Consider the following 12546-nt stretch of genomic DNA (forward strand, 5'->3'; position numbering starts at 1 on the left):
GCGACTATGCGCCTCACGAGTGATGCAGGTCACCATTGCGTAAGTTTCGTACATGGAGGGGAATCCGATGCGGCGCTGGAGCCTGGCAGGGCAGATGCTGGTCCTGCAGCTGCTCGTGGTCGCCGTCACGGCGACGGGCGGCGCGGTGCTGGCCCTGCTGCAGGCCCACGAGCTGCTGCAGGAGGAGGCGGGCGCCACGGCCAGGGCCGTGGCGGTCAGCGTGGCGACCTCGCCCGACGTGCTGGAGGCCCTCGGCGAGCGGGATCCGACCGTACGGCTGCAGCCGTACGCACAGCGGGCGCGGGCGGCGACGGGGGTCGATTTCATCACCATCATGAAGCCGGACGGCACCCGTTACACCCATCCGAACGAGGCCGAGATCGGCAAGCGCTTCCTCGGCCACATCGAGCCGGCGCTGCGCGGCGAGACGTTCACCGAGACCTACACCGGCACGCTGGGCGCCTCCAAGCGGGCGGTGACGCCGGTCATGGCGGACGGCCGGGTGCGGGCGCTGGTCAGCGCCGGGATCACGATCGACCGGATCAGCGCCAGGCTGCGTGGCCAGCTCGCCTGGGGCGGCCTGATCGTGGCGCTGGCGCTCGGCCTGGGCGCGGCCGGCACCTGGCTGGTCACGGCGCGGCTGCGCCGCCAGACGCACGGCCTGGGCCCGGTCGAGCTGGGCCGCATCCACGACCACCACGACGCGGTGCTGCACGCCGTCAGGGAGGGGCTGCTGCTGATCGGCAGGGACGGCACGCTGACGCTGTGCAACGACGCCGCGCGCCTGCTGCTCGGCCTGCCCGCCGACGCCGAGGGCCGCCACGTGCGGGAGCTGGGCCTGCGGGAGGTGCCGGCCGCCGGCGAGGAGCGCATCCACCTGGCCGGTGACCGGGTCCTGGCCGTCAACAGCACCGCCAGCAGGCTCGGCACGGTCGTCACCGTACGCGACCACACCGAGCTGCAGGCGCTGACCGGCCAGCTCGACGCCGAGCGCGGCTTCGCCGAGTCGCTGCGCTCGGCCGCGCACGAGGCCGCCAACCGGCTGCACACGGTCATCACGCTCGTGGAGCTGGGCCGCACCGAGCAGGCGGTGGCGCTGGGCACGGCGGAGCTGCGCGCCGCGCAGGCGCTGACCGACCGCGTGGTGGGCGCGGTACGCGAGCCGGTCCTGGCGGCGCTGCTGCTGGGCAAGAGCGCCGAGGCGGCCGAGCGCGGCTCCGAGCTGGTGATCAGCCAGGACAGCGAGCTGGACGACCTGGGCCTGGACCCCCGCGAGCTGGTCACGATCGTGGGCAACCTGATCGACAACGCCATCGACGCGGCCGGCCGGGTGGAGGTGCACCTGAGCGCCTGCGAGCGGCACGTGCTGATCAGGGTGTCCGACAACGGGCCGGGGCTGACCGGCACGGAGGCGTTCGAGCGGGGCTGGACCACCAAGGGCGACGGCCGCGGGCTCGGCCTGGCGCTGGTGGGCCAGGCGGTGCGGCGGCTGGGCGGCACGATCGAGGTGGACGGCTCGACGTTCACGGTGAGGCTGCCGAAGCCATGATCTCCGTGCTGGTGGTCGAGGACGAGGAGATCACCGCCGAGGCCAACCGCATCTTCGTCGAGCGGGTGCCGGGCTTCGAGGTGGCGGGCGTGGCCAGGTCGGGCGCGGAGGCACTGCGCTTCCTGCGCAGGCGGCCCGTGGACCTCATCCTGCTCGACCTCTACCTGCCCGACATGCACGGCCTGGACGTGTGCCGCGCCGTACGGGCGGGCGGCCTCATGTGCGACGTGATCGCGGTCACCTCCGCTCGCGATCTGGCCATGGTCCGTTCAGCGGTGTCGCTCGGGGTCTCGCAGTACCTGCTCAAGCCGTTCACGTTCGCGACACTGGCGGAGAAGCTGTCGCGTTACGCCCGGTTCAAGGAGGAGGCGGGCCTGGCGGTGGGGCAGGGTGACGTGGACCGGGTGCTCGGCACCCTGCGCGGTCCCTCGGAGCTGCCGAAAGGCATGGCGCGGGACACTCTGGACACCGTGGCGTCACAGTTGCGCGCGCACCCGGAAGGGATGGGCGCGCAGGCCGTGGCGGACGCGATCGGAGTGTCTCGCGTGACGGCCCGCAGGTACCTGGAATACCTGGTCGAGGTGGGTGTGGCGGCCCGCATCCCGCAGTACGGCGGGGTGGGCCGGCCAGAGTTGCTCTACCGGATCCCCATGGAAAGTTAATGGTGGTGACGCTGGCCGTTCAATCCGGCCCTCTAGCTTCTGGGTGCAATCCGATGCACTGAGGAGACACACCTTGCGAGTCCTGGCCGTTGTTCCCGCCCGCGGAGGTTCGGCGGGCGTACCCCTGAAGAACCTCGCCCTGGTCGGGGGCGTCCCGTTGGTCACCCGGGCGGTGCGGGCCTGCCTGCGCGCCGAGCTGGTGGACCAGGTCGTGGTCAGCACCGACCACGACGGGATCGCCGAGACCGCCAGGGAGGCGGGCGCGATCGTGGTGGAGCGCCCGGCGGAGCTGAGCGGCTCGACCGCCTCCAGCGAGTCGGCGGTGCTGCACGCGCTCGACGCCCTCGGCGAGGACCCGGAGGTCGTCGTGCTGGTGCAGGCCACCAGCGCGTTCATCGACCCCGACGACCTTTCCGCGGCGGTGCGCAAGGTGCTCGACGGCGAGGCCGACTCGGTCGTGTCCGGGCTGCCCACGCACGAGTTCCTCTGGACGGCCACGGGCGGCGGCATCAACCACGACCCGGCCGTCAGGCAGCGCCGTCAGGACCGCGCGCCGGAGTTCCGCGAGAACGGCGCCTTCTACGTCATGCGCACCGCCGGCCTGCGCGAGCACGGCCACCGCTTCTTCGGCGAGATCGCCGTCCAGCCGGTGCCCCCCCAGCACGCCATCGAGATCGACAACCCGGAGGACCTGGAGCTCGTGCGAGCGCTCGCCCCGTTCATCGACCAGCCCGAGCCGATCGACGTGGACGCCGTCATCACCGACTTCGACGGCGTGCACACCGACGACCGCGCCTACGTCGACTCCCACGGCCGCGAGATGGTGCTGGTCAGCCGCTCCGACGGGATGGGCGTCTCGCTGCTGAAGCGCTCCGGCGTCAAGGTCCTGATCATGTCCACCGAGCAGAACCCGGTGGTGGCCGCCCGCGCCCGCAAGCTCGGCGTGCCGGTGCTGCAGGGGCTGGCCGACAAGCGCACCGTGCTGCGCGACTGGCTGCGCATCGAGGGCCTGGACCCGGCCCGCGTCGCCTACGTCGGCAACGACGTCAACGACCTGGGCCCGATGGCCGAGGTCGGCTGGCCCGTCGCCACCCCCGAGGCGCACCCGAGGGTGCGCGCCGCCGCCCGTGTGGTGCTGACCACCGCCGGCGGGTCCGGCGCGGTGCGCGAGCTGTGCGACCGCGTCGTGGCCGCCAGGCCCGAGCCCGAGCCGGCTCCGGTGCAGGTGCGCACCCGGCCGCAGTTCGCCCCGGTGGCGATCGGCGACGTGCTGGTCGGTGACGGCGAGCCGGTGTACGTCATCGGCGAGATCGGCATCAACCACAACGGCGACCTCGACCTGGCCAGGCAGCTCATCGACGTGGCCGCCGAGGCCGGCTGCCAGGCGGTCAAGTTCCAGAAGCGCACCCCCGCGATCTGCGTGCCGGAGGAGCAGAAGGGCCAGATCCGGCAGACGCCGTGGGGCGAGATGACGTACCTGGAGTACAAGGAGCGCACCGAGTTCGGCCGCGACGAGTACACCCAGATCGCCAAGTACTGCGACGAGCGCGGGCTGCACTGGTTCGCCTCGCCGTGGGACGTGCCTTCGGTGGAGTTCCTGGAGGAGATGGACGTCCTGGTGCACAAGGTGGCCTCGGCCAGCGTGGCCGACCACGAGCTGCTGCGTGCCCTGGCCGCCACCGGCAAGCCGGTCATCCTGTCGACGGGCATGTCGACGCTGTCGGAGATCGACGCCGCCGTGGAGATCCTCGGCACCGACAAGCTGATCATGATGCACGCCACGTCCACGTACCCGCTGCCGCCGGAGGAGGCGAACCTGCGGACGATCACCACCCTCAAGGAGCGGTACGGCGTGCCCGTGGGCTACTCCGGGCACGAGCGCGGCCTGCAGATCTCGCTGGCCGCGGTCACGCTCGGGGCGGTGTGCGTGGAGCGGCACATCACCCTCGACCGCACCATGTGGGGCTCCGACCACGCGGCCTCGCTGGAGCCGTCGGGGCTGGAGCACCTCGTCCGCGACATCCGCATCATCGAGCAGGCCCTGGGCGACGGCGTCAAGCGGGTCTTCCCGGGTGAGGAGGCTCCGAAGGCCCGCCTTCGCCGGGTGACCGTCTGACCGTACCCATCAGGAAGAACCACAACATTGATCACGCTCTCGGTCGTCGTGCCCATCCGGGACGGCGAGCGCTTCATCGCCGACGCGCTCACCTCGCTGTCCCGCAACGCGCGGGGCGACTTCGAGTTCATCATCGTGAACGACGGGTCCGTGGACGCCACGGGCGACATCATCGACGACTTCATCGGTGAGCTGCCCGGGCTGGTCGTGATCCGCAACCCCGCTCCGGTGGGGCTCGCGGACGCGCGCAACACGGGCCTGTCGGCCGCGACCGGCCGGTACGTCACCTACATGGACGGTGACGACTGGCTGGCCCCCGGCTACCTGGCACGGCTCGTCGAGGCGATCGACGGGCTCGGCTGCGACTTCGTGCGCGTCGACCACGTGCAGGTGGAGGGCCGCAAACGGGTCGTGCACCGGGCCCCGCTGGCGCGACGGGGCACGGTGCTCGCCCCCCGCGACGCCATCCTCCCCGCCAACGTGCGCACGATGGTGGACTACCCGTACGCCTGGGCCGGCGTGTACAGGCGCTCGCTGGGCGACCTGCTGCACTTCCCCGGCTCCCTGCACACCGCCGAGGACCGGCCGTGGATCTGGCGGCTGCACAGGGAGGCCGCCACGTTCGCGGTGGTGTCGCTGGCGGGGGTGTTCTACCGGCGCATGGTGTCGGGGTCGCTGACCCAGGTGGGCGACGAGCGCCAGCTGCACTTCTTCGACGCGTTCGAGCTGGTCTTCAAGGACCTGGAGCGGGAGTTCCTGCCCAAGGCGGCGCGGAACTTCTGCGCGCTGCTCGCGCACCACCTGGAGATCGGCGACCGGCTCACGCCGGCGCTGCGCGCCCGCTTCGAGGAGCGCGGCGCGCAGATGGTGCGGGCGCTGCCGCCGGAGCTGGTGGCCGAGTCGGTGTCGCGGATGTCCGTCGAACGCGAGGCCACCCTGCGGGCCCTGGTGCCCGACCTGCCCCCCAGCCCGCACGTCCGGGTCCGCCGCGACCGGGAGGAGTCCTAAAGGTGAAGGTCTTCTACGCCTCGACGCTGTTCGGGGCGATGTCGCTGGCGGCCGCCATCGACGAGGGACGCTTCGGCGACGGCCGGCGCGTCCTGATCGTCTCGAACAACGCGGCCATCCCCGAGGTGGCGACTCCCCTGGAGAGGACGCCCGGCTTCGCCGCCCTGCGCTCCCGCTTCGAGGAGGTGCACTCGTGGAACGAGCTGATCGCGCCGCTGCACCCCTCCGACTGGCGGGCCCGCGTCATCGAGGTGCCGATGATGGAGCGCCTCATCCGCTCCCACTGGGGCCTGGACGGGGTCGAGGAGCTGGTGCTGGAGTCGATCGCGGTGCCGCCGGCGCGGACGATCGCGGGCCTGGTACGCGACTGCCCGATCTCGGTCTACTCCGACGGACTGATGAGCTACGGCCCGACCCGTGACCCGCTGCCGGCGGAGATCTTCCGCCGCATCGAGCGGCTGATCCACCTCGACCTGGTGCCGGGGCTGAAGCCGCTGCTGCTCAGCGAGTACGGCGTCACCCCCGAGATCCTGCCCGACGAGCGGTTCCTGTCGATCGTGCACGAGGTCACCGCCACGGCGCCCGACATGATGGCCGGGCAGGCGATCATCCTCGGCCAGTACCTGTCGGCGCTGGAGCTGCTCACGCCGGAGGAGGAGGCGGGGCTGCACGAGACCATGCTCAAGGCCCTGGTCGCCCGCGGCTACGCCGAGGTCGTGTTCAAGCCGCACCCGGCGGCCGGCCGCCGGCACGCCCAGCTCCTGCGCTCCGCCGCGGGGCCGCTGGGAGTCCGCCTGTCGGTCGCGGGGGAGAGCGTGCCCGCCGAGGTGTGCTTCGCGGCGCTGCGGCCCGAGCTGGTGGTGGGCTGCTTCTCCACGGGGCTGGTGACCGCGCAGCGCTACTTCGGGCTGCAGGTGGCCTCGTACGGCACGGACCTGGTGCTGGAGCGGCTGACCCCGTACGAGAACAGCAACCGCATCCCGGCCACCATCGTCGACGCCATGCTCCCCAGGCTGTCGCCCGAGGGGCACATCGAGCGCCCGCCGGTCACGGACCTGCAGGCGCTCGTGCGTTCGGTCGGTTACTGCATGCAGGCCGAGACCTACCCCGACCTGCGGCCGGACGGCATCGACTTCGACCGGCGCTACTTCAAGCGCAAGCGCCTGGAGACGCTGGGCCTCGTCACCGAGAAGCCCAGCACGTTCTCCAGGATCCGCAGGAAGATCAGGTCAGCGATCTGAGGTAGCGGCGCATGCGGCGCTTGGCCCGGTAGCCCACCCGCAACATCTTGGGCGGCACCTCCACGCGGAGCCGGGCCCGGCGCCGCCCCGCCGCGTGTTCCGGCCCGTCGAGCAGCGACCTGGCGGGCACGCGCGGGCGGGAGACGACCAGCCCGCTCAGCAGCCCCGCCCAGTCGTTGTGCGCCGCCGGGTGGAAGTAGTTGGCCGCGCACCAGGCCCCGGAGGCCTCGCGGAACTCGCCCGCCGCCAGCTCGTCCAGCGTGCCCAGCAGGTCGCTGCCCTCGAACACCAGGTTGATCATCTCGGCGCTGACGCCGAAGTCGCGCAGCACCAGCGACGGCACGCCCATCGCGATGGCCTCCAGCGCCGCCGTCGAGCTCACCGTCACGAAGCCGGCCGCCCGCTGGAGCTGGTCCTGCATCGAGCCGGCCTCGAACGCCAGCCGCCCCGGCTCTCCCATCTCCCGCCACAGCCGCTGGTAGTGGAAGCGCTCGTTGTGGGTCTGCCGCTCGTCCTCCAGCGCGCGCAGCTTGACCACCACGTCGAGGTCGGGGCGGCGCGCGGCCAGCTCGGCCAGCGACAGCAGGACGCGCTCGCGCTCCTCCCGCCCCTTCGGCACCTTGGCCTGCGTGGCGAACACCACCCGGTTGCCTCCCGGCGCGGCCGGCTCGGGCCGCAGGAACGGCAGCCGGGCCAGCCCGATCGCGCCTCCCCCGCCAAGCCTGGAGGCGATCTCGGAGAACTCGGCCACCTCCCGCTCGCTGTGCACCACGAACAGGTCGCAGCCGCTGCGGAACAACCACGCCTTCTCCGTCGCCGGCACCGAGATGCCGGGCAGCCCGCTGACGAACACCGGCCGCGGCCGCAGGTCGTCCAGCACCTCGGCCACCAGCACGTCCACCACGGGGCCCGTGCAGGCCACGAGGATCACGTCGGGCTGGGTCCGCTCGGCCAGCCGCCGCACCGAGCGCGCGGACAGCACGGGCGGCGGGCCGCCCGCCCTGCCGTTGACCGCCGCGACGATCTGCTCCCGCGAGGGGGCGATCGGGGTACGCACCACGACCAGCTCCGTCACACAGCCCGAAGGCAGGTCACCGAGCAGGCAGGCCGCCCATTTCAGATACGAGTCGGAGTCGGCGACCGCCAACACTTTCAACTGGACACTCCGGTCAAATGCGATCGCAGGGCGGGGGCCGCCCTGCTGGTCCACCAGGCATCGGGAACGTCCACGGGCTCGACGGCGACGCCGCGCGGGCTGAGCAGCACCCGCAGCGAGGTGATCGCGGTCGAGGGAAGGCTGAGCACGCGCTGGCCCGGGTCCAGGCCGCGCAGCGTCAGCTCGGCGGGCACGCCGGCGTCGTGGACGGTGATGCCGGGACGCTCCCGGATCAGGGCGACGTCCACGGGGTCCTCGCGGCGGTGCGGGTAGTAGGCCAGCGGCTCGCGCGCGGCCAGGTCGGTCAGCCAGCGCAGGTAGTGGTCGCGGTGCACGAGGCCGTTGCGTACCAGGGAGGTGCCGAGCACGACCGTGCGCTCGGCCGGGCTCTCGGCGCTGGGCGGCTGGGCGCGCAGCCAGGCGAAGTCGTGGCGGACGAGGTCGACGCCCGCCTCGCGGACGGCCTCGGCCAGCTTGTCGTCCACGTTCAGGGCGGTGAAGACGGACACCTGGCTCAGGCGCAGCCGCAGCGCGGCCGCCACGCCGAGGGCGGCGCGCAGCCTGGTGCGGTTGGCGCGGGCGCGCAGCAGCGGCCGGAACGGGCCCGCGGCGAGCAGTTCGAGCAGCCGCAGCGTGGCCAGCCCGTCGTCCACGATGACGATGCGGCCCGGCCTGGAGGTGAGCCAGCGCAGCTGCACCTTGCCGGAGAAGGCGTCCCCGACGGCCTGCACGCGCCTGGGCATGCGCTCGCGCGGCTCGGCCAGCACCAGCCCGTCGGGCAGCCCCAGGGAGCGCAGCTCGCGGCGCGTGGCCTTCAGCGGCCGCAGGCCCGCCCGCGGCACGACAGCCGTCTCGGGGCCGAGAAGACCGGCGTGGTGGGCCTCGACGGCGCACAGCATCTGGAGCGGGGACTCCACCCAGGCCGACGCCTGCTCGACCACTCGTTGCCCTCCCAGCGGGGTGATGGCGCGTTAACGACCGCTTCAAGCTAGCCCCACCGCCTTAAGCCCTCAGAAACGCGGCGTGAACAATGGAGGGTATGAATTCGCTCATGCTCAACACCGACGGCGTGCAGATCCCGCAGCTCGGGTACGGCGTCTGGCAGGTCCCGGCCGAGGAGGCCGAGCAGGCGGTCGCCGCCGCGTTCCAGGCCGGCTACCGGCACGTCGACACCGCCGCCGCCTACGGCAACGAGGAGGGCGTCGGGCGGGCCGTGCGCGGCAGCGGGCTGCCGCGCGAGAAGGTGTTCGTGACCACCAAGCTGTGGAACGGCGACCACGGCCGCACCGAGGCCGCCTTCGACGAGAGCCTCGCCAGGCTGGGCCTGGACCACCTGGACCTGTTCCTGATCCACTGGCCGGTGCCGGAGCAGGACAAGTACGTGCAGGCGTGGAAGGCGATGGAGAAGATCTACCGTGACGGCCGGGTCAGGGCCATCGGGGTCTCCAACTTCACGGTGAACACCCTCACCAGGCTCATGGACGAGACCGGCATCACGCCCTCCATCAACCAGATCGAGCTCCACCCGTACCTGCAGCAACGCGAGATGCGGGCCTTCCACGAGGCCAACGGCATCCTCACCGAGGCCTGGAGCCCGCTGGGGCAGGGCAAGGGCCTGCTCTCGGACCCGGCGCTGTCGGTGCTGTCGGGCAAGTACGGCAAGACGCCCGCGCAGATCGTGCTGCGCTGGCACCTGCAGCTCGGGAACGTGGTGATCCCGAAGTCCGTCACGCCCGCGCGGATCAAGGAGAACATCGACGTGTTCGATTTCATCCTCGACACCGAGGACATGTCGGCCATCGGCGCCATGAACAAGGGGCAGCGGCTCGGGCCGGACCCCGATCGGTTCAACATGACGTAAGTGACTGGCGTGGCATTTGTGACGCCACGCCTTTAATGACATATCCCCCCATAACCTTTCCTTTACCTGCCCTATAACATCTCCGCGTGCGAGATTTCACTTGGGGAATTGCGGCGACCGGCGGTATCGCGCGTACGGTCGGAGCCGCCATCGCGGCCGAGCCCGGAATGCGGGTGGCCGCCGTCGGATCACGGAACCTGGCCAGGGCGCAGGCCCTGGCGGCCACGCTGGAGGCCGAGTCCGCGTACGGCTCCTACGAGCAGCTGTGCGCCGACCCGGCGGTGGACGCGATCTACGTGGCCACCCCGCACGCGCAGCACCTGCAGGTCGCCGAGCTGGCCATCGCCGCGGGCAAAGCCGTGCTCTGCGAGAAGCCGCTGGCGGCCACCGTGGACGACGCGGAGAAGATGGTGCGCCTGGCGCGCGAGGCGGGCGTGTTCCTGATGGAAGCCATGTGGATGCGGTTCAACCCGCTCGTCCGGCGCCTGGCGGCCGATCCGCGCTTCGGCGAGATCCGCTCGGTGCAGGCCACGTTCGGCTTCGCGGCGCCGTACGACCCGGCCCACCGGCTGTGGGCGCCTGAGCTGGGCGGCGGGGCCCTGCTCGACCTGGGGATCTACCCGTTCGGGCTGGCCCAGCTCCTCCTGGGCATGCCCGCTGACCTGCGCATCACGGGCTCCCTGGCCCCCAGCGGGGTGGATGCGGAGGCGGCCGGCGTATTGCTCTACCCCGGTGGCAGGCACGCTCTCGTGGCGACCTCATTGCTCGGGAATTACCCGAACACGGCCTGTGTTGTAGGTACTCAGATGCGGGCGGACCTCCAGACTCCGTTCTGGGCTCCGCAGCGGATCGTTCTCACCGGGCCCTCCATGGAGCCGGAAGAGCATGTGCTCGATCCGGCGGACAACGGATACGCCGGAGAGCTACGCGAAGTCCGCGCCGCCACGGCCGAAGGCAGGACCGAATCCTCGATCATGCCTCTTGACGAATCCCTTGCCATGCTGGGGCTTCTGGCCGACGCTCGCAGGCAGATTGCCTAGCTGGGCTTTTATGGATTTGTAATCCTCTTGCCTCATGTATTACCTTATGGGGCATCTTGAGGCATACGCCCGGTTTGTCCGGCTATGTCAGACCATCGCACGACACTTCGCAGGATCGTCCTGCGACCGCTGAATCCGCCTCCGGGCGGAACCGGGGACCCATGTCTTTGGGGCGAATCGGCACTCCGGTGCCGTAGGGCAGCTTCCACGCCCGAGCCCGTCAGCTAACCCGGTAAGCGGCATGGAAGCAAGGAGCACCTCCCTCGATGGCCAAGCACCGTATTACCGCTGTCTCGAAGAGCAACATCGCCCGCGCCGCCCTCGGCGCCACCGTCATCGCCTCCGCCCTCGGCGTCAACGCCATGACGGCCAACGCCGACACCGCGACGGGCGTCGCCGCGGCCACCGCCGCCAGGCACCCGGACACCGCCATCGCCGCCCACAAGGCCGGCGCCGCGGACGACCGCACCGAGACCAAGATCAACGTAACCGCCGACCAGGTCCTGGCCATGGCCAGGGCGCAGGTCGGCACCTCGGAGAACGCCTCCGGTGGCGGCACCAAGTTCCAGCAGTGGTACGCCGCCTCGCAGCGCGCCGGCGAGACCGTCGCCCGCGACGGCGGCAACCGCGCCGCGTACCTGAACGCCGCCTGGTGCTCGATGTTCGTCTCCTGGGTCGGCGAGCAGACCGGCGCCCGCCCGCAGGTCGGCTGGGACGCCTACACCGTCGCCCACGCCAAGTGGTTCGCCGCCAACGACCGCTGGGGCACCGTCGCCAAGCCCGGCGCCGTCGTGTTCTTCGCCTGGGACGGCGGCAAGAGCCTGAGCGACATCCAGCACGTCGGGTTCGTCGTGAAGGACAACCAGAACGGCACCATCTCCACGATCGAGGGCAACACCGGCAACGGCAAGGTCGAGGAGCGCATCCGTCCGAAGTCGCAGGTCGTCGGCTACGGCTACCCGCAGTACGCCGCCTGACGGAACGTTCCAAGGCCGAGCGACAGCTCCTTGCCTTCCATGTGACGCGACGAGCGCGCGTCCCCTTCCCGGGGACGCGCGCTCGTCGCGTTTCCGCGCTTCTGTCGGCCCGGCTCGCTACCTTGCCTCTCCATCGACCTCTCTCACCCCCCGGGAGCCCGCATGGGAGCCAAGACCGGCGTCATCGCCTACTCCTCCGCCGACACCCCTCTCCCCCGCCTCCTCCGTACGCCCGCCCGCCCCGGCGAGGCCGCCACCAGGGCCCTGATCGAGCGTTCCTTCCCCGGCCGGCACATCTCCCCGGCCGGGCCGGGCAACCTGTCCGACGACATCCGCCCGCCCGACGACCTCGCCTACGCCACCAGCTTCCCCGGCGCCGAGGTCATCTGCTGCTCGGCGTTCATGCTCGACCACCCGTCGCAGCTCCCCGCCCACCTCGTCGAGGCGAGCAGGGGCCGCCGGCTCGTGCTGCACGCCATGCACAGCGTGGTCGACTGGCTCGCCTTCGCCGTCTGGGAGGACGGCCGCCTTGCCCGCTCCCTCAGCCTCTCCCCGGGCAGCGGCATCATCGAGAACCTCGGCGACCCGTACCCGTTCGAGCTGCCGTACTGGAACGGCGACCACCCGGTCCCGCTCATGCCTGAATGGGAGGACCAAGACCCCTACCCCCTGCCGTTCCACCCGCTGGAGCTGGGCGAGGACGCGCTGCGCGAGCTGCTCGGCTTCACTGTCGAAGGCTCGATCGAGCCCGGGGACGTGGACGCGGAGGCCGTGGAGCTGCTCGGCTTCAGCGTCGTCGACCCGGACGGGCCCACTCCTGAGGAGCGGCGGGCGGAGTACGAGGCCATCGTGGCGCGGATGGGCGAGCCCAGGATCTTCCGCTACCAGCCCGACGGTTCCCTCAGGGAGGTCGGCCTGGACGACCTGGGCTGACGG

11 protein-coding genes and 1 riboswitch are annotated in these 12546 nt (G+C 71.5%); of the genes, 9 read left to right on the top strand and 2 right to left on the bottom strand.

The features are described 5' to 3' along the window. Positions 1 to 52: 52 nt before the first annotated feature. The 5 genes from HD593_RS35890 (at position 53) to HD593_RS35910 (ending at position 6576) form a co-directional block, all read left to right on the top strand. Positions 53 to 1549, top strand: coding sequence for an ATP-binding protein (locus tag HD593_RS35890; RefSeq protein WP_246546888.1), 1497 nt, complete (start codon positions 53 to 55; stop codon positions 1547 to 1549). Beyond that, positions 1546 to 2211, top strand: coding sequence for a response regulator (locus tag HD593_RS35895; protein ID WP_185106363.1), 666 nt, complete (start codon positions 1546 to 1548; stop codon positions 2209 to 2211). The genes HD593_RS35890 and HD593_RS35895 overlap by 4 nt, the downstream gene beginning before the upstream one ends. A 73-nt stretch (positions 2212 to 2284) precedes the next feature. Further along, the gene (locus HD593_RS35900; protein ID WP_185106364.1) at positions 2285 to 4327 is read left to right on the top strand and encodes an N-acetylneuraminate synthase family protein; all 2043 of its coding nucleotides are present in this window, start codon (positions 2285 to 2287) and stop codon (positions 4325 to 4327) included. Positions 4328 to 4354: 27 nt separating this feature from the next. Then, a complete protein-coding gene (locus HD593_RS35905; RefSeq protein WP_185106365.1) occupies positions 4355 to 5335 on the top strand; it encodes a glycosyltransferase family 2 protein in 981 nt (326 codons plus the stop codon). A gap of 2 nt (positions 5336 to 5337) precedes the next feature. Continuing rightward, a complete protein-coding gene (locus HD593_RS35910) occupies positions 5338 to 6576 on the top strand; it encodes a polysialyltransferase family glycosyltransferase (protein WP_185106366.1) in 1239 nt (412 codons plus the stop codon). Here HD593_RS35910 and HD593_RS35915 read toward each other — a convergent pair. After that, positions 6560 to 7726, bottom strand: a complete 1167-nt coding sequence (locus HD593_RS35915; RefSeq protein WP_312904466.1) for a DUF6716 putative glycosyltransferase — start codon at positions 7724 to 7726, stop codon at positions 6560 to 6562. The genes HD593_RS35910 and HD593_RS35915 overlap by 17 nt on opposite strands. A gap of 2 nt (positions 7727 to 7728) precedes the next feature. After that, positions 7729 to 8673, bottom strand: a complete 945-nt coding sequence (locus tag HD593_RS35920; RefSeq protein WP_185106368.1) for a hypothetical protein — start codon at positions 8671 to 8673, stop codon at positions 7729 to 7731. Positions 8674 to 8771: 98 nt separating this feature from the next. On the opposite strand from HD593_RS35920, the gene HD593_RS35925 reads away from it, so the two are divergent. From HD593_RS35925 to HD593_RS35940, 4 genes are all read left to right on the top strand, one after another. Then, entirely contained in the window at positions 8772 to 9593 is an 822-nt protein-coding gene (locus tag HD593_RS35925) for an aldo/keto reductase (protein WP_185106369.1), read from the top strand. An 86-nt stretch (positions 9594 to 9679) separates the two neighbouring features. Then, on the top strand, positions 9680 to 10633 hold the full coding sequence (locus HD593_RS35930; protein WP_185106370.1) for a Gfo/Idh/MocA family protein: 954 nt from the start codon (positions 9680 to 9682) through the stop codon (positions 10631 to 10633). A gap of 117 nt (positions 10634 to 10750) precedes the next feature. Continuing rightward, a riboswitch (cyclic di-AMP (ydaO/yuaA leader) is annotated at positions 10751 to 10887 on the top strand. Positions 10888 to 10899: 12 nt separating this feature from the next. Next, a complete protein-coding gene (locus tag HD593_RS35935; protein WP_185106371.1) occupies positions 10900 to 11610 on the top strand; it encodes a CHAP domain-containing protein in 711 nt (236 codons plus the stop codon). A 162-nt stretch (positions 11611 to 11772) separates the two neighbouring features. Then, a complete protein-coding gene (locus HD593_RS35940; RefSeq protein WP_185106372.1) occupies positions 11773 to 12543 on the top strand; it encodes a DUF6928 family protein in 771 nt (256 codons plus the stop codon). Positions 12544 to 12546 lie beyond the last annotated feature (3 nt).

It is taken from the genome of Nonomuraea rubra, assembly GCF_014207985.1.
GTDB lineage: Bacteria > Actinomycetota > Actinomycetes > Streptosporangiales > Streptosporangiaceae > Nonomuraea > Nonomuraea rubra.

What these genes read in the sequence shown, in the direction of transcription:
- HD593_RS35890 (WP_246546888.1), top strand. Translation starts at nt 53, where the DNA reads ATGGAGGGGAATCCGATGCGGCGCTGGAGCCTGGCAGGGCAGATGCTG.
- HD593_RS35895 (WP_185106363.1), top strand. Translation starts at nt 1,546, where the DNA reads ATGATCTCCGTGCTGGTGGTCGAGGACGAGGAGATCACCGCCGAGGCC.
- HD593_RS35925 (WP_185106369.1), top strand. Translation starts at nt 8,772, where the DNA reads ATGAATTCGCTCATGCTCAACACCGACGGCGTGCAGATCCCGCAGCTC.
- HD593_RS35935 (WP_185106371.1), top strand. Translation starts at nt 10,900, where the DNA reads ATGGCCAAGCACCGTATTACCGCTGTCTCGAAGAGCAACATCGCCCGC.
- HD593_RS35940 (WP_185106372.1), top strand. Translation starts at nt 11,773, where the DNA reads ATGGGAGCCAAGACCGGCGTCATCGCCTACTCCTCCGCCGACACCCCT.